Consider the following 20273-nt stretch of genomic DNA (forward strand, 5'->3'; position numbering starts at 1 on the left):
TGACGCTCGCACCGCACGCCGGTGACACCTGTCATCCCGGGTTCGTGACACACGTACCGGCATCCGTGACGGACATCGTGGCGGGCCTGGTCGGATCGTGCGGTCCGGCGGAGGCTGGCCGGGCCCCCTCCTGCTCGGCGGCGGGCGGAGGTCGCGGACGGGAGGTCACGGTGGAGACCGGCGAGGCGCACTACGTACGGCGGCTGCTGGACGCCCTGCAACGGCGGCCCGGACGGCCCGTCCTGCACCGACCGGAGGGCGCGACGACAGGAGGCGCGCTCGCCGAGGCGATCCTGTCGACAGCCATCGGCCTGACCCGGGCCGGCGTGGCCCGCGGGGAGACGGTGGCCGTCCTGACCGAGCCGAACGTGCCGGCCATGCTCGTCACCCGGTACGCCGCGCACCTGCTCGGCGCCACCGTCACGCACGTGCGCTCGATGAACGCCCGCGCCGACGGTGAGCATCTTTCGAGCGTCGCCCGCCTGCGGGTGCTGCGCGCCACCGGTGCCCGCACCCTCGTGGTCGACGCGGCGAACGCCGGGCGTGGTCGGGAGTTGGCCGCCGCGGCACCCTCGCTGACGGTGGTGGCCGCCGACGATCTGCGCCGACACCGGTCGGGTCGCCTTCCGACCGCCGCCTGGCATCCGGACGACATCGCGGTGGTCGACCTGACAAGTGGCAGCTCCGGTGACCCGAAGCTGGTGCAGCAGCCGTTCGGCGCCCGCGACGCCCGGATCCGGGTGTCGGCAGGCGACGGCTCGCCGGACTGGCCGGTGACGATGCTGTCGGTGACCCCGGTCAGCCACGCCACGGCGACAATGGTCGACGCGGTCCTGATCGGCGGGGGCGCGGTGGTGCTCCGCGACGGCTTCGGCCTGGACGACGTGGTCGACGCCGTCGTCCGGCACCGGGTGACGGACGTCTACCTGGCGGTGCCGCACCTCTACCAACTTGTCGACCGACCGGAGGCCGCCCTGCGGGCGCTGCCCTCGCTGCGCCAGGTGCTCTACAGCGGCACCTTCGCCGCGCCGACCCGGATCGCCCAGGCGGTGACGCTCTTCGGCGAACGGCTGACCCAGCTGTACGGCAGCACCGAGGCCGGCGGCATGTGCACCCTCACCCCGCTCGATCACGCCGAGCCGGAGCTGCTGCCCAGCGTCGGCCGACCCTTCTCGTGGGTCGACCTGGAGATCCGCGAGGCCGACGGCCGGACCGCGACGCCTCGGGGAGCCACGGGCGAGGTCTGGGTACGCGCGGCGACCACCATGGCCGGCTACCTCGGCGACCCGGCCCTGACCGCGCAGACGATGCACGACGGCTGGCTACGCACCGGCGACCTGGCCCGCTTCGACCGCTACGGCTACCTCCACCTCGTCGGACGCATCGGAAGCGTGATCAAGGCGAACGGGTTGAAGATTCACCCGTCCACGGTGGAGCGCGTCCTCCTCGCCCACCCGGCGGTGGCCGACGCCGTCGTGTACGACCGACGCGACACGCGTCACGGGGAGACCGCCCACGCCGCGGTGCAACTGCGTCCCGGGGTCCGGTGTGGTGCCGCCCAGCTGCGCGAACACATCGCCGCCGGCCTGTCGCCGGCGCACGTGCCGGCCGGCTTCTCGTTCCTCGACGCGCTGCCGCTGACCGTGTCGGGAAAACCCGACCGCGTCGCCCTCCGCGCCGCCGCCGACTGACCCTCCGTTCAGCCGGAATGGCGCATACGGACGGTCGCCCCGTGACGACGGTCGGCCGGAGAGTCACGATGGTAGGACGAGTCGCCCCCTAACGCCGACGCGGTTGATGCGAAGCTGGCCGGGTGACGATCAGGGTTCTGCTCGCCGAGGACATGAACATGGTCCGCGGCGCTCTGCTGGCACTCCTCGCCCTGGAGCCCGACATCGACGTGGTCGCCGAGGTGGCGTCCGGTGACGACATCCTGCCGGCGGCGCTGGCGCAACGGCCGGATGTCGCGGTGCTCGACATCGACCTGCCGGGGATCAACGGGCTGACCGCGGCGGGTCTGCTGCGCGAGCAGTTGCCGAGCTGCCGCTGCCTGATGCTGACCAGCCTCGGCCGGCCGGGCAACCTGCGCCGGGCGATGGCGGCGCACGTCGCCGGCTTCATCCTCAAGGACGCCCCGCCGGAGATCCTGGCCGACGCGATCCGGGGGGTGGCGGCGGGCCGGCGGGTGGTCGACCCGCAGTTGGCGCTCGCCGCCTGGGACAGCGCCGAATGCCCGCTGACCACCCGCGAGGCCGAAGTGCTCCGGCTCACCGAGAAGGGCGCCGAGCCGACCGAGATCGCCACGCGGCTGTTCCTGTCTCCCGGGACCGTCCGCAATTATCTGACCACCGCGGTGACCAAACTCAACGCCCGAAACCGGATCGACGCGATCCGGATCGCCCGCGACGCCGGCTGGCTCTGACTCCGAACCCTCGGCCGGGTCAGGACGCGAGCTGGGCGGGCGCCTCCACGGCGACGGGCAGGCTGACCGGCAGCTCCGCCCGGAGCCGGAACCAACCGTCCGGGGAGCAGCTCGTGACCAGGCGGCCGCCGAGCGCCCCGGCCCGGTCGGAGAGGTTGCGCAGCCCGCTGCCCCCGTGCTCGGACGGCTGGCGGAGCCCCTGGTCGGCGCCGTCGTTGGCGATGGTGAGCAGCACGCGCCCGTCCTGCTCGGCGACCAGCACCTCGCAGGTGCGCGCCCTGCTGTGCCGCAGCAGGTTGGTGACCCCCTCGCGGAGCACCGTGGCGAGCACGGTGCTGACCGCCTGCGGCAGCTCGGGGTGGTCGATCTCCATCCGTACCCGGATGTCCGCGGCGGACAGGACTGATCGCGCCGAGCGGGCCTCGTCGCCCAGCGACATGTCGCGGTAGCCGCTGGCGAGCTGACGTACGTCGGCCAGCGCCTGCCGGGAGATGCCCAGGATGTCGTCCAGTTCGGCGAGCGCCCGGTCCGGGTTGCGGACCACCAGGCGCCGGGTCAGCTCGCTCTTGAGGGTGACCGCGGAGAGGCTGTAGCCGAGCAGGTCGTGCAGGTCACGGGAGAAGCGGAGCCGTTCCCGGATCACCGCCAGCCGGGCCAGTTCGGTGCGGGTCGCGTGCAGTTCACGGACCAGGATGGACATCTGGGACAACCCGTAGACGATAAGGCCGGTCAGCACCGTGGACACCGTCGTGTAGGCGACGAGCAGGACCTGCGTGGTCATCGCCGACTGGATCACCACGGTGCCGAAGACCGTCGCCGCGAAGGCCACGACGGAGCGGGGAGGTGCCAGCATCAGCAGGAAACTGCCCGCCACGAAGCCCGGCATCCCGACCCAGGCCTGGCCGAAGACGAGGAACGGGAGGAAGCCGAGCAGCGACTGGGCGACGAGCAGCCCCAGACGGGCGGGCCCGCCGAGTCGACGGGCCCGATCGGTCAGGAAGAACAGCTGCAGTGAGAGGAGCCCGCTCATCGACACCAGGGCGAGCACGACCGCACGGGGCTCCTGCGCCGTCTCGACGATGTTGAGCAGCGCGACCAGGCTGAGCCCGGTGACGACGGTGGCGACCACGACCCGGGCCAGTCGCGACGCCGTGGGGCCGGTGCGAACGTCGTCGTTCAGCGGTCTCGAATCGTCTGCCGGTGTCCGGTCCATGTGCACGCCCCCCAAGCGCCGGTCTTGCCCGCGCGAGCCTATGCGTTCGGGCCCTCGCGATGGATCCGCTGTGACGGCGGACTTCGATGTTAAGGTCTGCGTCGCCCGAGCGGGGGGCAGCATCACTCGTGCGCCCGACCCGCGGACTGCGCGTCCAGACTGGTCGCCGCCGCTCGCTCGGCGGGCGTGCCGGTGACCGCCACGCCCGTGGCGAGCAGGTGCGCGACCGCCTCGTCGACAAGCGCCGCCGGTAGTCCGGCGGCCGTCGTCAGCGCTGCCAGGGTGCTCGGCGCGGCCAGCGCCTCGACCAGCGGGCCGCCGTCCGGGCGGTGCAGGACCACCCGGTACGGGCCGCCGGGGATCTCCAGCGTCAGGCCACCCGACTCGTGGCGCGTCTGGACCGCCGGGGAGAGCCACACCGGGCGGTCCGCCGGTGGTGGCGTCACCCGGCACGCCGCCCGCGGGGTCAGCGGCACGACAGACAGCCACGGACCGAGGCCGTCGTCCAGGCCCACCGACCGGATCACCACGTGCTGAAGGTCGTCCAGCAGCTCGGACAGCCGGCGACGCAGGTCCTCGACGCCGTCGTCCGCGACACCCCGGAGAACGTTCTCCAGGGACACCGGGCCGAAGCTCATCCGGCGCAGCGACTCCACAGTCGTCGGATCCGGATCGGCCACCCGGATCTCACCCCAGCGGGTCAGCAGCAGCACACTGCCGTCCCGAGCGCCGGTCTCCACGAGCACGTCCTCCGGGAACGACCAGAGTGCTACCGTCCTGACCTGGCGGCCGGGTTGCCGCCACGACATGTGGCTGTTCACCTGGGCCCTCCTCACTACGGCGACGCGCCAACGAATCAGACAAAGATCGGGATGGGGTTCAGGTCCTCGTACCGGGTGGCCTGGTCGACCCGCCCGAGTTGGACCGGCAGGTCGTAGAGGCGCCCCGGCGCGAACCTGGCCCAGAAGTGCCGCAGTCCCGGTACCAGAACCTTGACCACCGGCAGGCCGATGTCCGGCCGCGTCTGGTCGAGCACCAGCAGCTCCAGGCCGAGCGCCGCCACTGCCCGCTGCACCGTACGGATGTCGTCGCGCAGGTCGGTGCCCGGGACGTAGCCGTAGTCGGCGGGCGTACGGGCCGAGATGTCGTCGTTCGGCCTCAGCCACTGTTGGTTCGCCACTGTCGCGCCTGCCCACCAGCGGCGTGCCTCCGGGTCGTCGCAGGCGTACCCGGCCCCCTGCGCGTCCACCTCCACCACGGCGGGCAGCAGCTGGTTGACCTCCGTCAGTGCCCGGCGCAGCGCCACCGCCGGGTCGAGATGCGCGCCGAAGCCGAAGACGATGTCCTCCGCCGGCTTGTCCGTCCGTCGGGACAGCGCCACGAACGTCGGCACGCCCAGGTCGGCGGTCAGGTCCAGGGCCCACACCTCCCGGTGCAGCCGGCGGTGTACCTGCCGCAGCTCGACCATCCACCCGTCGGCGAAGGCGTCGAGGTCCACACCCGGCTGCCGAGTGCGGTTGTACCACCACAGCGCCACCGCGTCCCGCTCCACCAGCTCGAAGAAGCCCTGGCAGATCGCGTCCTCCAGGCTGGCTCCGGCGGCGTTGCCGTTCGAGTCGGCCCGCAGGCAGCGCTGGCTCGACTCCGCCGGTGTGCCGTAGTAGAGCAGGGCGGTGGGGAGCAGGCGCTGCCGCCCGGCGGTCAGCGACCACACCGGCGTCCAGTCCAGCTCGGCCTGCTCGTCGAAGCGCGGACCGACATACTGGAACGCCGAGTGCCTGGTGTTCCAGACGGCACGGTCGGCGTACTGGCGATCGTCGAACAACTGCACCGAGTTGGGGTGGACGGCCTCGTCGCCCAGCTCGGCGAAGCGGGCCCGAATGCGCAACTCGTCGCCGTGGAAGGTGCCCGACTGGCGTTCCAGCGCCTCACAGAGCGCGCTCACCCGAGCCTGCTCGGCGGTGGCGCCCTTACCGCCGTGTTCGCTGCGCAGGCCGCGGCGCAGGTCGTCCAGGCCGCGTACGTCCAGGGCCAGGTTGGCGCCCGCACGGTAGGAGTGCAGGAACTCCGGCCCGTGCGTGTCCCGGCGAACCTCCCGGACCAGCCCGGTGACCGGGCTGACGAGGTGCTCGTACCGCTGCCACACCTGCCCCGGTGAGAGCGCCCGGTGCCCGCCGCCGTCGGTGGACGCCTTGGGCCGGCTGACCGGGGTGACCGGGCGGCGGGTGCGCTCGCGGACCAGTTGCGGGTCGCCGCAGGAGGGGCACTGTGGGCGGGCCCGCAGTTCATGATGCCGCCCGTCGAGGGTGAGGGTGTCCACCGTCCACACCGCCTGCTGACCGGCGTAGCGGTGGCCGGCCAGCCACTTCGTCGCCTCGAGGGCGACGAGTTGCGCGGCGACGGCGGCCGACGGCGGCACGGCGGCGACGGGGCGGGGCACCGGCCCGTTCCGTCCGAGGACGCGCTGCACGTACGCCTCGGCCCGCCTGTGCAACCAGAGCCGGTGCGCCAGGCAGTGCCAGCAGGCCTGACCCGGTCGCAGCACCGGGCCGATCCAGAGCTGGGTGCCGACCGGGCGAGCCAGCAGCCAGGGCCGGGCCGTCTCGCTCTGCCGCCGGTTCACCGCGGCCAGCTCGGCGTCGAGGTAGTCGGCGCAGAGCACCACGTCGAGGTCTGCGGCGCCCTCGCCGGTAAGCAGGGTGAGGCCGGCGGTGGCGCAGGCCTCGCGTACCGCCGTGTCGTCGACCCCACCCACGGCCTGGACCCGCACGGCGGCGCCGGTCAGGGCGGAGGTCGCGGCATCGCTGTCCAGCCCGGCCGACTCCCAGTACGCCACCGCCCGCGGGTCCTGCGGTCCGACACCGGGCGTACGGGCGACGAGCAGCCCGGCCTCGGCCAGGTCGCGGACCAGGCCCGCGCATTCCTCCGGGGCCTCCCGCAGCACTGTCGCCACGTCGCGGGTGCCGTCGAGCAGCGGGGTGAGGTGTTCCATCCGGGCCGCCTGGACGGCCGTCACACCGTGCTCCGAGAAGAGGTACGTCGCCTCACCGGCGACCACCTCCGGACGCAGGTGGCGCCGGAAGCCCACCAGCGACGGCTCCGCGACCCCGGTCATCTCAGGCGACCCGCTCGTCGTGGGCGGCGTCCGCCAGGCAGATCCAGGTGAAGGCGGCGGCCGCGGTGTCGGAGGTCGTCCACGCGTCGTGCTGGCTGATCCGCAGGCCGGAAATCGCACCGGCCGGGCCGCGGAAGACGTTGGCGGTGCCCGCCACACGGGAGTCGCGGTCAGGTGCGGATGAGTGCGCCATGGTGATCCTCGTTCCAGGTGGGGCAGGGGATCAGGGTCGCCCTGCGATGGGAAAATGGTGTCGTTGCAAGGGGTGGCCGCACCAGTGCCGACATCACCGACCCGATGTGAAAAACACACGTCGACGCGGCATGAGAATTTCAGGTTCGCCGGCTGCGTAATTTCATGTTCGCCTCGGGATCGGCGCACTGTTCCGATCACGGCCACGCCGCCATGCTTCTGGGGAACGTCGGAATGGCCTCCGCAACGCCGGCCAGCGACGAATCCTCTCACCAGCGGGGTGGCCCAATGAGCATTCGAATTGTCGTCTGTGACGACCACGCTCTGGTCCTGGACGCGTTCGCGGAGACTCTGCGGACGGTCCCGGGCTTCGAGATCGTCGGTCTCGTCAACGGCGGCCAGCACGTGGTCGCCACGGTCCGGCAGCTGCGTCCCTCCATCGTGATCCTGAGCATGGGGATGGCCGGCGCCGACTGCCTTCAACTCGCCCGTCAGGTACGCGAGGCACTCCCCTCCTGCGGTGTCGCTCTGATCGCCGCCGCGCCCACCCGAGCCCTGGTGGATCGCGCGGTGGAGGCGGGCGTCCTCAGCGTGATCCCGAAACACGCGCGCCTGTCCCACCTGGTCGGCGCGGTGCGCGGGGTGGCCGCCGGCTGCCTCACCATCGATCCGGCCCTGATCGGGCCGCCCGGGGCGCGGGCGCAGGCCCTGTCCCACCGCGAGAGGGAGATCCTCAGCCTCACCGTCGGCGGCGCCTCGGTGAAGGAGATCGCGAAGGAGCTCTTCCTCTCCGCCGGGACGGTCCGCAACCTCTCCTCGTCCGCCATGCGCAAGCTCAAGGGGCGCAACCGTTTCGACGCCGCCCGTATCGCCTACGAGCAGGGCTGGCTCTGACCGGCGGTGACATCTGTCCCGGACCGCGGTGATGTCGGTCAGCGACGCCGCTCTCCGGCCGCAGGGCGCTCTAGCGTCCTGGAAAACCAATCGAAAGGGAAAAACCGTGGCAGCACCGGAGCACCCCCGATGAGCGCCCTGGTCGTGGACGGACTGCGCAAGCGGTACCGCGACCACGAGGCCGTGGCCGGTATCGGCTTCACAGTCGAGCAGGGGGAGATCGTCGCCCTCCTCGGCCCGAACGGCGCCGGCAAGACCACCACACTGGAGATCCTGGAGGGCTTCCGCAGCCGCGACGCCGGCCGCGTGGAGGTGCTGGGCCGTGACCCGGGCGACCGGGCCGAGCGTCGGTGGCTGCGGGAGCGGGTCGGCCTGGTGCTCCAGGACATCGCTGTGGAACCGCACCTGCGTGTGCGGGAGACGATCGCCCGCAGCGCCGGCTACTACCCGGCCCCCCGTGACGTGGACGAGGTGGTCGAGCTCGTCGGACTCGACGAGAAGCGCGACGCCAAGGTGAAGGACCTCTCCGGCGGGCAGAAGCGCCGGCTGGACCTCGCCCTCGGCGTGATCGGAGACCCGAAGCTGCTCTTCCTCGACGAGCCCACCACCGGTTTCGACCCGACCGCCCGCCGCGGCGCCTGGGAGGTCGTCCGCAGCCTGCGCGACCTCGGCACCACAGTCGTGCTGACCACCCACTACATGGACGAGGCGCAGGCGCTCGCCGACCAGATCGTGGTGCTCAACGCGGGCCGCGTGGTGGCACAGGGAACCCCGGAGACGATCGGCGGCCGAGACACCGCCCGTACCCGGATCCGCTTCGCCCGGCCCGACGGCGTGGCACCGGAGGAGCTGCCCGTCGCCCCCAGCGAGATCGACGAGACGAACGTGACCCTTGAGGTGGACGACGCCACCGAGGCGTTGCACCGGCTGACCGGCTGGGCGCTGGCACGCGGGACGCCGCTGCACCGACTCGCGGTGGAGCAGCCCACCCTGGAGGACGTCTACCTAAGCCTGACCGGCGACGCCGCCGGCCGGCCCGAAGCCACGCCCACGTCACGTCGGCAGCGCCGCAGGAACCGGAGGGCAGCATGACCACGTTGAATCCCGTCGCCGTCGGAGTCGCCGACGAGACCACCGACCACCCGTCCCGCCGCCGCCGCAGCGACCTGGCCGTGCTGCTCCACCAGATCCGGTACGAGCAGCTGTCGTTCTGGCGCAACCCGCAGGCCATGATCTTCACGTTCGTCTTCCCGATCGCGTTCATCGCCATCATCGGTGCGGTCTTCGGTGGCGGCGAGGCCAGCGACTTCTTCTACGGCCGCACCGGCATGCAGTACTACTCGGCGACGATCGCCGCCGTGTCGGTGCTCGGAGCCTGCTACGGCCAGCTCGCCATCGCGCTCGCCGCCCGACGGCAGACCGGTGTGCTCAAGCGGCTGCACGCCACCCCGCTGCCGGCCTGGATCTACTTCGCCGGGCTCCTCGTACACTGCCTGATGGTCAGCGTCATCGACGTCGTCCTGGTGGTGGGCGTGGGTGCGCTGTACGGCGCGCCGGTTCCCGCCGACTGGGCCTCGGTCGGTGTCACCCTCCTGCTGGGCTCGGTCTGCTACTGCGCCCTGGGTGCGGCGGTCGCCTCGCTGGTCAGCAACTCCGAGGCAGCGCCCGCGGTGGTGCAGTTCGTACAGTTTCCGCTCGTCTTCATCTCCGGAAGCTACTTCCCCATCCACTCCGACACGTTGAACACCCTGGCTGGGCTGCTGCCCGTGAAGCCGTTCAACGACGCCCTGTTGTCGGCGTTCACCACAGGCGACGGCCTGCACTGGAAACAGCACGGTGTCCTGCTCGCCTGGGGTGTGCTGGGCACCCTGATCGCGGTCCGTCGGTTCCGTTGGGACCCGCGCCCGGAGTGATCCCAGCCGCACCGGCCCGCCAGCTCGGCGGCGTCCGGACGGTGAGTTCCGGCCCTGGTTCCGGAGCTCGCCGCCCGGACGTCGCCGTTCTCGTGCGCGGCTGCGACGCGGGCGCCACGTCAGCGGGACGGGCCGTGCTCACGCGGTTGGAGCGCTCACGATGAACCATGCTCTTCGGTGACCCTGGCCGCAGTCCTGCCGGGCGATGCCGGTCAGCCACCGGCGGACCATCCCTCGACGGCGTGAGTTGGATGGCACGGTGCCTGGTCGTCGTGACTGTCGAGCTGCCCCACCAGTGGGGCGGGCAGGCCCGTGGCCGGCTGCACGCCCGTGGCTGGCTGCATGGCCGTGGCCGGCTGCACGCCCATGGCCGGCTGCACGCCCATGGCCGGCTGCACGCCCATGGCCGGCTGCACGCCCGTGGCCGGCTGCATGGCCGTGGTCCCGCCGCATGGCAGTCCGCCTGTCGTGCCCTGGATGTCACCCTCGGGGCGCAGACCGAGGCCAGCGCCGCCCGGGCCAGCGCGCCCCACGGATGGGGCAGCTCGACAGGCAATGACCAGCACCCCCTGCCCAGCCGCGGGTCGGGCGTCCGCGCGACACCGCCTGGCCGCGTCGTCCGGCACAGGCGACTGCGCCCGACCCTCGGCCGAGGCCGTGGATCGGGCGCAGTGGATCGGGCGCAGTGGATCGGGCGCAGTGGATCGGGTGCGGTGGGCGGCCGGGCGTCGGGGTCAGTGGGCGAAGGCGGTGAGGTTCCAGCGCTGGCTGCGCAGTCGCTCCTGCCAGGGCTCTCCCAGCACGTCGTCGACGGTTTCCGCGATCGCGTGGCACATGTAGTAGCGCTGCAGCGGGGACACCGTCAACAGTGGCAACTGCTGGTAGAACAGGTTTGTCAGCAAGCTGTACGAGGCGAAGAACGGCGACGGAGACTCCACCACGCCCGACTCCCCCACCGCCCGGTGGAAGTCGCTGTCCGGTTCGCCGGCGAGGCGCCGCCGCGGCCCACCGTCCGGGCCCACCGAGTCGACCAGGTCCGGGGTGAGCACCCCGTTCGCGGCCGCGTTGTCGAGTGCGCCCGCGCAGTAGCCGAGCGAGGCCCGCCAGCCCGACGCGGCCGGTGACGGCGCGTCGGCGAGCCGGTCGGCGACCACCTGCCGGATCTGGTCGGCATCCTTGGCGAGACGATTGGCGAACGTGGTCCGGACCTTGCCGGCCGGCTTCGCCCAGGCCAGGAAGGCCTCCGCGTGCCAGCGCAACGAGAGAGCCCCGTAGGCGGTGCCGAGGGCGTGCGTGTCGGCGAGCGCGACGAACGCCTCGGCGAGGCGTACGGTCGCCCGTTCGGGGTGGGCGGACAGCTCGTCGACCAGACGCATCAGCGGCCGGCCGAGCATGCTGCGAACCACATCCTTGAGCTGATTGAACGCCGGCGCGGGCTCCTCCATGCCGGCGGCCCAGAGGAACTCCACCAGGCCGTGCGTCCGCAGGGTGCCGTACGGATGGGGCAACCCCTCCAGCCGGCCGAACTCCTCCGCCTGCGCCAGGTACACCTCCTCGGTGAGTGCGGTGGCGGGATCCAGCGGCCCCGCGTCGAGCCGCGCGGCGATGGAGTGCCATGGCGGCGGCGGCCCGAAGGCACGCCGCGCGATGATGTCCACGTGTGGGCCGTGCAACCAGCCCCGCCTGAGATAGACGATGCGTCCACTGCCCTCGGCGAGGGTCCGCGCGACCGGTACGACGTGGTCGGCGAGCCAGGGCAGGCTCACCGGCCCACGCGTGTACAGGCGCAGACCGGTCACGCCGGTGGTGTCCAGTTCCACAGTGTGCGATGGCACGGCGTCAGCCAGCATCTCCATGACCTCCCATAGGCATCGAAAACCGTCCACTGGTGCCGGTTCGGATGAGGGGCTCCGCCGACTGCCGGCGGCCGTTCCGCCTCGGATCATCCGGGCATGCGAGCATCGCGGGAAAGTGCTTGAAACGATCCGCTGACAAGTGTCACCCCGCTTTGTGTGCGGCTGTGAAAAACGCACATGACGGAACGTCAGCGGGACGATGACAAGTGTCCCCGACCGGGCCGCCCACACCTTACGGAAGGCCTTTCGCGCCTCATCATCAAGGCGTGGCGCAATGGCCCGGACCGGGCCGCCGGACGCACCGGAATTCGCTCCACCCCGTTACAGGAAAGGACCACCGTGTCCACTCGTCGTCAGTTGCTGCGCCTCGGTGCGGCGTCGGGCATCCTCGGCGCGACCGGTGGCCTCGCCAGCCTCGCCGATCGGCTGGCCGACACGCCCGCCGCGGCGGCCACCGTCGCGGCGCCGGCCTCCGTCCCGGCACCGTTCACCGTTCCGCTCACGGTGCCCGAGACACTGCGGCCGATCCGTCGGACGGCCACCACCGACTACTACTCGGTCACCATGCACCGCCGCCGGTTGGAGATCCTGCCCGGCACTCGCACCGAGGTCTACACCTACAACGGTGACCTGCCCGGCCCGACCATCCGGGCCCGCTCCGGTCGCCGCGTGGTGGTCCGGCAGCGCAACCGGCTCGACATGCCGACGGCGGTTCACCTGCACGGCGGAGCTACCGCGCCGAGCGACGACGGTTCCGGCGGTGTGACGATCGCCCCCGGCGGGGAGCGCGTCTACACCTACCCCAACCACCAGCCGCACGGCACCCTGTGGATGCACGACCACGCCCACCACATGGAGGCCGAGCACCTCTACCGCGGGCTGAGCAGCCTCTACCTCCTCACCGACGCCACCGAGGAGGCCCTGCCGCTGCCGCGCGGGTCCTTCGACGTGCCGCTGGTGCTGCGCGACGCCCACTTCGGCGCCGACGCGCAACTGGTCTGGACCATGGACGACGTCGAGAACCGCAACACCATCCTGGTAAACGGCCGGCCGACGCCCCGCTTCACGGTGCAGGCGCGGCGGTACCGACTGCGGCTTGTCAACTCCAGCAACATGCGGATCTTCCTGCTGCGGCTCGCCGACAGCGGGATCTTCACCGTGATCGGCTCGGACGGCGGGCTGCTGGAGGCGCCCGTCGACACGCCGTACCTGCTGCTGTCCCCGGGGGAGCGCCTGGAGGTGGTGGTCGACTTCGCCCGCTACGCACCCGGCAGCTCGGTGGTGCTGGAGAACCTCATGGGCCCAGGCCCGGCCGACCAGGTCGGCCAGGTCATGCGCTTCGACGTCGTACCGGCAGCAGCGCGGGACCGCAGCGCCGTGCCGGCCCGGCTGCGCACGCTGCCGGCACTGCCCACCCCGACGGTACGGCGGCAGGTGGAGCTGCGTATGGACGAGCCGGGGACGGGCCACCAGGCGTACATCGACGGAAAGGTCTTCGACCCGGCCCGGATCGACACCACCATCGCGTGGGGCACCACCGAGGAATGGACGGTGACGAATGCGAGCGCCACCATTCCCCACAACTTCCACACGCACCTGGTGCAGTTCCGGGTGCTCGATCGCGGACCCAACCCGGCCGACCCCACCGAGTCCGGCCTGAAGGACACCGTGACCATCTTTCCCGGCCAGTCGGTGCGCCTACAGGCGACGTTCAACACCTGGCGCGGTGTCTACCCCTACCACTGCCACATGGTCGACCACAGCGGGATGGGCATGATGGCCCAATTCAGAGTCGTCTGATCCTGACCTGCTCGAAAGAGACTCCCGGCCGACCGGGCCGGGCCACACACCTTCGGGACAGGAAGGATGAGAATGCCACTACACAGCCATTCGGCACGGTCGTTGCGACTACGCCGACTGCACCATCACAGCACCGCCGGTCTGGTCGTCGCGCCGGTCGACCACAGCATCGCCGACGGCCCGGTGGTGACGCCAAGCCAGCCCATCGACCGGCTCGTCGGCCAGCTCGCCGGCGGCGGTGTCGACGCGGTCGTGGTGCACAAGGGCAGCATGCGACACATCGGCCCGGACCGGTTCGCCGACATGTCGCTCATCGTGCACCTCAACGCGAGCACCAGCCAGGCCCCCGACCCCGACGCCAAGTACGTCGTCACGGCGGTGGAGGAGGCGATCCGCCTCGGTGCCGACGGGGTCAGCGTGCACGTCAACCTCGGCTCGCGGCAGGAGCACCAGCAGATCCAGGATCTGGCCCGGATCGCCGACTCGTGCGACAGGTGGAACCTGCCGCTGATGGCGATGATGTACCCGCGCGGGCCACGCATCGACGATCCCCGTGATCCGGCCCTGCTCGCACACGCGGTCACCATCGCCGCCGACCTCGGCGCGGACCTGGTCAAGACGGTCTACCCCGGCTCGGTGGCGGGGATGCTCGACCTCACCAGCATCTGCCCGATCCCGGTCCTGGTGGCCGGCGGGCCGCGACGGGGCAGCGAGGCCGAGTTGCTCCGCTTCGTCGCCGACGCGCTGGCCGGCGGGGCCGCCGGAGTGGCGATGGGTCGCAACCTCTTCCAGGCCCATGACCCGGAGCAGCTGGCGCGCAGGGTGGCGCGGCTGGTGCACCGCTACCCGATGGAACAGATCGACGACCTAGAGGGAGGACACCATGACGGGCAACAGACTGTGCTGGCTTGACATTCGGGCAGCAGGCGGGGCTACCGCAGCCATTCTCGAGGAGGCCGTACACCAGGGTCTGGACGCCGTGGTGGCGTCCGACCCGGCGGCCTTCGCGGGCCTGCCCCCGACGCTGGGCAAGGTTCTGCTGCTGCGCGGCGCCGAGTTGCCGGACGACCTCGGGGAGGCCGACACGGTGGTGCTGCCCGGCCCGAGCGTCGAGCGGGCCGCGCAACAGGAGGCGCACCCCGGTGTGCGTTTCGGTCGGTACGTCGAGATCGTCGACGCGCCGACCCTCGCCGAGGCATGTACGGCGGCCCGTGAGGAGGAGCTCGCGGTCCTGGACTTCCGCGACCCCACCAAGATCCCGCTGGAGATCGTGCTCGCCGCGGCGGCCGAGTCCCAGGGGACGATCGTCACTGTGGCCCACGACGTGCCCGAGGCCGAGATTCTCTTCGGGGTGCTGGAGGTCGGCTCCGACGGGGTGCTGATGGCTGCCCGTTCGGTGGGGGACGCGACCGCGCTGCGTCGCGCGGCGACCGGCCAGCACGGGGAGATCCCGCTGGTGGAGCTGGAGGTCACCCGGACGCAGCACGTGGGCATGGGCGAACGTGCCTGCGTGGACACGTGCACGTACTTCGGGCAGGACGAGGGGATCCTGGTGGGCTCCCACTCCAAGGGCATGGTGCTCTGTGTCAGCGAGACGCATCCCCTGCCGTACATGCCGACCCGGCCGTTCCGGGTGAACGCCGGCGCCATCCACTCGTACACCGTCGCGGCGGACGGGCGGACGCACTACCTGAGCGAGCTGGAGGCGGGCAGCAAGGTGCTCGCGGTGACCACCAAGGGCCAGACCCGGCTGGTCACGGTCGGCCGAGTCAAGATCGAGACTCGGCCACTGATCTCCATCGACGCGGTCGCGCCGAACGGGCAGACGGTCAACCTGATCCTCCAGGACGACTGGCACGTGCGGGTGCTCGGGCCCGACGCGGTGGTGCTCAACTCGACCGAACTGCAGCCCGGGGACCGGATCCTGGGCCATCTGCCCACCGCCGATCGGCACGTCGGCTACCCCATTGAGGAGTTCTGCCGCGAACAGTGAGTGACGGTTGCGCACCGAGGCGCGCCCCGCAGGCGATCAGTGGCCTGCGGGGCGCGCCTCGGTGTGGCGATCCGGGGTGCTCGTCGCCATCGGAACCGAGGTTCCTTCGAGCCACCCGGGGCTTCACGTCAGCAGCCGAGCCGCTTGCTCGACAGGGCGATGTCGTCGATCCAGAGGTCGAACTCGCCCGGTGTCGTGCCGCCCTGGTAGAGCTGCCAGCCGATCTTCACCGTGTCGACGGTGGGCAGGACGAAGGGAACGTCGCTGCCACCGTGGTTGTTCGTGGAGGCCGTCAGCTCCGGGTTCGCCACGCCGTCGATCCACACCGCGACGCGGTTGTCCGCCCCGTCGATCTTCCACTCGAAGCACTGCCAGGTGTCCTCGGCGACCGGGGCGGACTCCCGCCAGTTGGTCCAGTCGCCGGTCGGACCGCCGTCGGCGCCGACCCCCCAGAAGGTTCCGGGGACCGTGGGCGCGTACTGGCCCCCGACCGGACGGACGACCTCCGCGCTGCCGGCGCCTGTCGCTTCCACAAGCGTGAAGTGCGCCCAGTCCGGGGCCGTGGGGAAGGCATCGACGCGCAGACGCATCCGGCCGTAGAAGCGGTTGCCCGGCGCGGCGAAGTCGTCGACCCGCAGGAAGGCGCGCCCGTTGTCGACCGTGTGGATGTGCAGCACCTGGTTGCCCCGGCGGGCACGTTCCACGGTGAGCGTGCCGTGGCGGGTGTCGACGCCCCACTTCAACGTGCTGGGTCCCCCGGGAGACAGTCGCTCGAAGTCCTCACAGAAGAGCAGGCCACGGGGGCAAGAGGGCGGGGAGGCCCCCGACGCGGCGGCCGGCACGCTGCCGGCCGTAGCGACGAGGACCAGGGCGGCGCTGAACACCGCGAGAAGATTGCGCATGGTCATCCTCCATGACGGCTGGCCCCGCCAAGGGGCCGGGCCAGCAGGAACTTTCCGGCCCGCCGAGGCCGCCATGCTCGCGCTCGCACCGCCGGCGGCGCGGTTGGCCTCGCGCCGCTGGCGATCCGGGCTACTCCGGCGCGGCCGCGTCAGATCCGGCTATCTCGATAAGTCGGTGTGTGCGAAGAGGTTGGCCTCGGTCGGTCGGCAGCCGTGCTCGGGGTCCGACCGACCACGACGGCACCGGGCCCGGAGCCGGTGGCTCCGGGCCCGATCATCGTCCTGAGCCGACGGAGGGGTACGTGTCGCCGGTCAGGGGCTGGTGCAGGAGAGGCCGCTGGGCGCCGCGCTACTGCTGCCGTTGGCCAGGAAGCCGAAGGTCGTCGAGGCGTTCGCGCCGAGAGACCCGTTGTATTCGGCGTTGCGGACGCTTACCGTCCCGCTGGTGCCGGTGTTGATGCCGCTCCAGACGTTGGCGATGGTCTGCCCACCGGCCAGCGTCAGCCGAACGGTCCAGCCGCTGAGGGTGGTGGAGCCGTTGTTGGCCACGGTGACCTCGCCCTGGAAGCCACCGTTCCAACTGTTGACCATGCGGTACGTCGCGGTGCAGGCACCCGGCGGAGCGGTCGTCGGCGGAGCAGTCGTCGGCGGAGCAGTGGTCGGCGGAGCGGTCGTCGGCGGAGCAGTCGTCGGCGGAGCGGTCGTCGGCGGAGCAGTCGTCGGCGGAGCGGTCGTCGGCGGAGCAGTCGTCGGCGGTGTGCCCGGCACGGTGGTGGAGGCGGCGTTGAGAGCGTTCAGGACGGCGGTGTACGCCGCCTTGGGGTTGCTGTTGCGGTCGAAGAGCAGCGGGTTCTCGCTGCCACGCCAGGAGTCGCTGTCCCGGATCCCCCACGTCGTGATGCCGACGCAGCGGGGAACGTTCATGCAGGCCTGGGTCAGGCCCTGGTACTGGCTGGTCGAGGCGTTGGTGACGTCCGCCTCGGTCAACGCCACGTCGACCCCGAGGGCGGCGAAGCTGGACAGCGTCTGCTGGAAGTTGCCCGGCAGTGAGCTGCCACCGGTGAAGTGGGTCTGGAGGCCCACGCAGTCGACCGGGACGCCGCGGGCCTTGAAGTCCTTGATCAGGTTGTAGACGCCCTGCGTCTTGGCGTACGTCCAGTTCTCGATGTTGTAGTCGTTGTAGCACAGCTTCACGCTCGGGTCGGCGGCGCGCGCCGTCCGGAACGCCACCTCGATCCAGTCGTTCCCGGTGGCCTGCAGGTTCGACGACCGCCGGCTGCCGTTCTCGGCGTAGGCCTCGTTCACCACGTCCCAGTAGGCGAATTTGCCCTTGTAGTGGGCCATGACGCCGTTGATGTGGCTGATCATCGCGGCCCGCAGGGCGCTGCCGCTGAGACTTCCCCAGAACCTGGGCTGTTGGCCGTGCCAGGCCAGGGTGTGGCCACGGAATCGCATGCCGTGCTCGGTGGCCCAGTTGTAGATCGCGTCACCGCGACGGAAGTCGAACTGGCCAGGGTTGGGCTCGGTCGCGTCGGGCTTCATCTCGTTGACGGCCGTCATCATGTCGAACTCGCGGTTCGCGATGGTCAGGAAGCCCGAGTCGGTGAGACGGTCCGAACCCATGGCGGCACCGAAGTACCGGCCGCTGCGCTCGACGGCGGCTCTCAGGGTGGTCCCGGGCGGTCCGCTGAGATCGGCGCGGGCGAAGGTCGCCAGGGCCATCGAGGACACGGTGATCGCCAGGGCGCAGGCCCCACCCAGAAGCAGCCTGGCGGCACCCCTGGTTCGGCGTTTCGGTTGAGCGGGTACGTCGTTCATCTGTGCTTTCCCCTCGATGTTCTGTCTGGTCCATTGCCGACGCGAGGCGCAGACCCGACGATCGCTGCACGGCCGGCGAAGGGAGCACCGCGCTCGCCGTTGGACCAGCACGCCGCAGGTGACGCCGAGCCGGCGACAACCCCGCCGCGCCCGAATCGGTGACCACCGCAGGCTGCCCGGCCCGCCCGGTGGATGGTGAGCACTCCGCGCCGTACGCCCTGCGGAGTGACACTGCCCTGCCCGTGATGCTATATCGAATCAATTCGATCTGCGCGGTCGTCGACCGATGGCGTTGCGCCCGTGGCGCTGCGCGACCGGGGACCGGCCGGCCTGTGGTCGGCAAGCGGCGCGACCGGGCCGAACCAACACTGATGTACGTCGATGTTGCGAGCGTGGACCCAGATGTGCTGGAATGGCTCATATCGCCGCAGCGCGGGGGCAACCGTGCTGAGAACGGCCAGCACGGGAGCATCGCAGGGCCGGCAGCGCGTCACGTTGACAGTCGCTCGCGGCCCCTGCGTCGGGCCACCGCCACGAGGGCGTGCATCGCGCCGGGCGGGCATTCTCGCTCGCCACACGTGTCCCCCGGCACGCGTCCCCGACGGCTGACGCGCTCGACGCCGGACCTCCCGGGGGTTTCCGATTCGGTCTGCCAGCGCACCAGAACCGGCGACGAGGTGAGAAGCGAACGATGATTTCCCGAGAGAGTCTCGCGGGGTGGTACCGCCACCGCCTGTTCTGGGTGGCGGTGATCCTGCTGGCGGTGTCGGCCGGCACGGTCGTACTGGTCAACCGGGCCGACCAGGAGACGGCGCCGGCGGATCTGCAGGCGCAGATCGTGGCCCGGATGCGTACCACGCTCGAACAGGCGGACCCTGGGCAGCACAACCACGCCGGACACAGCGCCCAACCGGGAGCCACCGCGGAGAAGCCGCCGGTGATCTGCGGGATCCGCGTCTACGGCTACGAGCCGGCGGACGCCACCGCTCTCGCCGACGTCCGGGAGGTCTACGGCTTCCACCTCTGCGGAGTCGCCGAGCAGAAGCGCCCGTGGGACGTGGCGGTCAAGCTGGCCGGCCCCTTGATCATGGATATGTCCACCAACCCTCCGGGCATCCAGGTCGTCGAGGCGACCGCCGACGTCAGGTTCATCGACCGGCTACGGGAGATGTTCCCGGCCAGGTACGCGACGTTGGCACAGGAGGAGGCGCTGACCCCCGCGGAGATGGCCGAACAGCGCCGGCGGTACGACGCCGCGGCCGGGCTCTGACCAGGCCGGGCAGCCGAGCAGGTACGCGGATCCGCCATCGATCCGGCGATCCGGACAGCTCGCTCCACATCCGCCTAAAGATAGATCAACATTGATATTTGAGTTGATGGATGCAACAGTGGCTTTGGGAGCGTTCCCACATCGATGTCTCACACCGATGAACGGAGGATGAACAGTGCGTCTACACAAGCCCCATCAATCCGGCGGACGACAGCGGTCAACAGTCCGTCGGTCCCTCCAGGCGGTCGTCCTGATGGCCGCCTTGGTGGTCGGTACGCTGCCCTCGGTCGGCGCAGCTCAGGCACACGGCACCGTCATCGGTCCGGCGACCCGCGCCTACCAGTGCTGGAAGACCTGGGGCAACCAGCACACCAACCCGGCCATGCAGCAGCAGGACCCGATGTGCTGGCAGGCGTTCCAGGCCAACCCGGACACCATGTGGAACTGGATGAGCCAACTGCGGGACGGCCTCGCCGGTCAGTACCAGGCCCGCACGCCGGACGGGCAACTGTGCAGCAATGCCCTCGCCCGGAACGACGCGGTGAACCAGCCCGGGGCATGGAAGACGACAGCCGTCAGCCGCAATCTCACGGTCCAGATGTACGACCAGGCCAGCCACGGTGCTGACTACTTCCAGGTCTACGTCACCAAGCAGGGGTTCAACCCCGCCACCCAGCGGCTCGGGTGGGGCAACCTCGACCTGATCGCGACGACCGGGCGGTACGCGCCGGCCCAGAACATCTCGTTCAACGTCTCGCTCCCCGCACGCAGCGGGAACCAGATCCTGTTCGTGCTCTGGAAGGCGTCGCACCTGGACCAGACCTACATGTGGTGCAGCGACATCACCATCGCCTGATCGGCAGGCCCGACCGGTAGGGCAGCAAC

General features: G+C 71.1%; 18 protein-coding genes. 10 read left to right on the forward strand and 8 right to left on the reverse strand.

Features of this window, described 5'->3' with window-relative positions; translation table 11 throughout:
• The first annotated feature begins 170 nt into the window (after positions 1–170).
• Positions 171–1691: a class I adenylate-forming enzyme family protein gene (locus tag ACGFIE_RS26205; protein ID WP_393299308.1), complete on the forward strand. Its 1521-nt coding sequence runs from the start codon at positions 171–173 to the stop codon at positions 1689–1691.
• A 122-nt stretch (positions 1692–1813) separates the two neighbouring features.
• The gene (locus ACGFIE_RS26210; RefSeq protein WP_120688552.1) at positions 1814–2422 is read left to right on the forward strand and encodes a DNA-binding response regulator; all 609 of its coding nucleotides are present in this window, start codon (positions 1814–1816) and stop codon (positions 2420–2422) included.
• A gap of 19 nt (positions 2423–2441) precedes the next feature.
• Here ACGFIE_RS26210 and ACGFIE_RS26215 read toward each other — a convergent pair whose 3' ends face one another.
• The 4 genes from ACGFIE_RS26215 to ACGFIE_RS26230 form a co-directional block, all read right to left on the reverse strand.
• The gene (locus ACGFIE_RS26215; protein WP_393299311.1) at positions 2442–3635 is read right to left on the reverse strand and encodes a sensor histidine kinase; all 1194 of its coding nucleotides are present in this window, start codon (positions 3633–3635) and stop codon (positions 2442–2444) included.
• Positions 3636–3757: 122 nt separating this feature from the next.
• The gene (locus ACGFIE_RS26220) at positions 3758–4456 is read right to left on the reverse strand and encodes a hypothetical protein (protein WP_393299314.1); all 699 of its coding nucleotides are present in this window, start codon (positions 4454–4456) and stop codon (positions 3758–3760) included.
• Positions 4457–4491: 35 nt separating this feature from the next.
• On the reverse strand, positions 4492–6750 hold the full coding sequence (locus ACGFIE_RS26225; protein ID WP_393299317.1) for a TOMM precursor leader peptide-binding protein: 2259 nt from the start codon (positions 6748–6750) through the stop codon (positions 4492–4494).
• Position 6751: 1 nt separating this feature from the next.
• A complete protein-coding gene (locus ACGFIE_RS26230) occupies positions 6752–6943 on the reverse strand; it encodes a hypothetical protein (protein ID WP_393299320.1) in 192 nt (63 codons plus the stop codon).
• Between the two features lie 287 nt (positions 6944–7230).
• Here ACGFIE_RS26230 and ACGFIE_RS26235 point away from each other — a divergent pair, with 287 nt between their 5' ends.
• The 3 genes from ACGFIE_RS26235 (at position 7231) to ACGFIE_RS26245 (ending at position 9749) form a co-directional block, all read left to right on the forward strand.
• Positions 7231–7836, forward strand: coding sequence for a response regulator transcription factor (locus ACGFIE_RS26235; RefSeq protein ID WP_363683747.1), 606 nt, complete (start codon positions 7231–7233; stop codon positions 7834–7836).
• A 129-nt stretch (positions 7837–7965) separates the two neighbouring features.
• Positions 7966–8928 carry an ABC transporter ATP-binding protein gene (locus ACGFIE_RS26240; RefSeq protein ID WP_363683745.1) on the forward strand — a complete coding sequence of 321 codons (963 nt, stop codon included), beginning with the start codon at positions 7966–7968 and terminating at the stop codon, positions 8926–8928.
• Positions 8925–9749, forward strand: a complete 825-nt coding sequence (locus ACGFIE_RS26245; protein WP_393299323.1) for an ABC transporter permease — start codon at positions 8925–8927, stop codon at positions 9747–9749. The genes ACGFIE_RS26240 and ACGFIE_RS26245 overlap by 4 nt, the downstream gene beginning before the upstream one ends.
• A 212-nt stretch (positions 9750–9961) precedes the next feature.
• Here ACGFIE_RS26245 and ACGFIE_RS26250 read toward each other — a convergent pair whose 3' ends face one another.
• Together ACGFIE_RS26250 and ACGFIE_RS26255 are read right to left on the reverse strand one after the other, a co-directional pair.
• On the reverse strand, positions 9962–10183 hold the full coding sequence (locus ACGFIE_RS26250) for a hypothetical protein (RefSeq protein WP_393299326.1): 222 nt from the start codon (positions 10181–10183) through the stop codon (positions 9962–9964).
• Between the two features lie 300 nt (positions 10184–10483).
• Entirely contained in the window at positions 10484–11599 is a 1116-nt protein-coding gene (locus tag ACGFIE_RS26255; RefSeq protein WP_393299329.1) for a hypothetical protein, read from the reverse strand.
• 345 nt (positions 11600–11944) lie between these two features.
• Between ACGFIE_RS26255 and ACGFIE_RS26260 the strand changes: the two genes are divergently transcribed.
• The 3 genes from ACGFIE_RS26260 (at position 11945) to ACGFIE_RS26270 (ending at position 15398) form a co-directional block, all read left to right on the forward strand.
• On the forward strand, positions 11945–13405 hold the full coding sequence (locus tag ACGFIE_RS26260) for a multicopper oxidase family protein (protein ID WP_393299332.1): 1461 nt from the start codon (positions 11945–11947) through the stop codon (positions 13403–13405).
• Between the two features lie 72 nt (positions 13406–13477).
• Positions 13478–14317: a 2-amino-3,7-dideoxy-D-threo-hept-6-ulosonate synthase gene (locus tag ACGFIE_RS26265; protein ID WP_393299335.1), complete on the forward strand. Its 840-nt coding sequence runs from the start codon at positions 13478–13480 to the stop codon at positions 14315–14317.
• Positions 14289–15398, forward strand: a complete 1110-nt coding sequence (locus ACGFIE_RS26270; protein ID WP_393299337.1) for a 3-dehydroquinate synthase II family protein — start codon at positions 14289–14291, stop codon at positions 15396–15398. Before ACGFIE_RS26265 ends, ACGFIE_RS26270 begins: the two co-directional genes overlap by 29 nt.
• A 128-nt stretch (positions 15399–15526) precedes the next feature.
• Here ACGFIE_RS26270 and ACGFIE_RS26275 read toward each other — a convergent pair whose 3' ends face one another.
• Positions 15527–16300: a hypothetical protein gene (locus tag ACGFIE_RS26275; RefSeq protein WP_393299340.1), complete on the reverse strand. Its 774-nt coding sequence runs from the start codon at positions 16298–16300 to the stop codon at positions 15527–15529.
• A gap of 312 nt (positions 16301–16612) precedes the next feature.
• The gene (locus ACGFIE_RS26280; RefSeq protein ID WP_393299342.1) at positions 16613–18118 is read right to left on the reverse strand and encodes an endo-1,4-beta-xylanase; all 1506 of its coding nucleotides are present in this window, start codon (positions 18116–18118) and stop codon (positions 16613–16615) included.
• A gap of 691 nt (positions 18119–18809) precedes the next feature.
• Between ACGFIE_RS26280 and ACGFIE_RS26285 the strand changes: the two genes are divergently transcribed.
• On the forward strand, positions 18810–19388 hold the full coding sequence (locus ACGFIE_RS26285; RefSeq protein ID WP_393299345.1) for a hypothetical protein: 579 nt from the start codon (positions 18810–18812) through the stop codon (positions 19386–19388).
• Between the two features lie 253 nt (positions 19389–19641).
• On the forward strand, positions 19642–20244 hold the full coding sequence (locus ACGFIE_RS26290; protein WP_363683723.1) for a lytic polysaccharide monooxygenase: 603 nt from the start codon (positions 19642–19644) through the stop codon (positions 20242–20244).
• The last annotated feature ends 29 nt before the right edge of the window (positions 20245–20273 follow it).

Origin of the sequence: Micromonospora sp. NPDC049275 (assembly GCF_043197115.1) — a bacterium.
GTDB lineage: Bacteria > Actinomycetota > Actinomycetes > Mycobacteriales > Micromonosporaceae > Micromonospora.

Coding starts and splice junctions, on each gene's coding strand:
- ACGFIE_RS26215 (WP_393299311.1), bottom strand. CDS start 3,635: ATGGACCGGACACCGGCAGACGATTCGAGACCGCTGAACGACGACGTT.
- ACGFIE_RS26225 (WP_393299317.1), bottom strand. CDS start 6,750: ATGACCGGGGTCGCGGAGCCGTCGCTGGTGGGCTTCCGGCGCCACCTG.
- ACGFIE_RS26230 (WP_393299320.1), bottom strand. CDS start 6,943: ATGGCGCACTCATCCGCACCTGACCGCGACTCCCGTGTGGCGGGCACC.
- ACGFIE_RS26235 (WP_363683747.1), top strand. CDS start 7,231: ATGAGCATTCGAATTGTCGTCTGTGACGACCACGCTCTGGTCCTGGAC.
- ACGFIE_RS26240 (WP_363683745.1), top strand. CDS start 7,966: ATGAGCGCCCTGGTCGTGGACGGACTGCGCAAGCGGTACCGCGACCAC.
- ACGFIE_RS26245 (WP_393299323.1), top strand. CDS start 8,925: ATGACCACGTTGAATCCCGTCGCCGTCGGAGTCGCCGACGAGACCACC.
- ACGFIE_RS26250 (WP_393299326.1), bottom strand. CDS start 10,183: ATGCAGCCGGCCACGGGCGTGCAGCCGGCCATGGGCGTGCAGCCGGCC.
- ACGFIE_RS26255 (WP_393299329.1), bottom strand. CDS start 11,599: ATGCTGGCTGACGCCGTGCCATCGCACACTGTGGAACTGGACACCACC.
- ACGFIE_RS26265 (WP_393299335.1), top strand. CDS start 13,478: ATGCCACTACACAGCCATTCGGCACGGTCGTTGCGACTACGCCGACTG.
- ACGFIE_RS26270 (WP_393299337.1), top strand. CDS start 14,289: ATGACGGGCAACAGACTGTGCTGGCTTGACATTCGGGCAGCAGGCGGG.
- ACGFIE_RS26275 (WP_393299340.1), bottom strand. CDS start 16,300: ATGCGCAATCTTCTCGCGGTGTTCAGCGCCGCCCTGGTCCTCGTCGCT.
- ACGFIE_RS26280 (WP_393299342.1), bottom strand. CDS start 18,118: ATGAACGACGTACCCGCTCAACCGAAACGCCGAACCAGGGGTGCCGCC.
- ACGFIE_RS26285 (WP_393299345.1), top strand. CDS start 18,810: ATGATTTCCCGAGAGAGTCTCGCGGGGTGGTACCGCCACCGCCTGTTC.
- ACGFIE_RS26290 (WP_363683723.1), top strand. CDS start 19,642: ATGGCCGCCTTGGTGGTCGGTACGCTGCCCTCGGTCGGCGCAGCTCAG.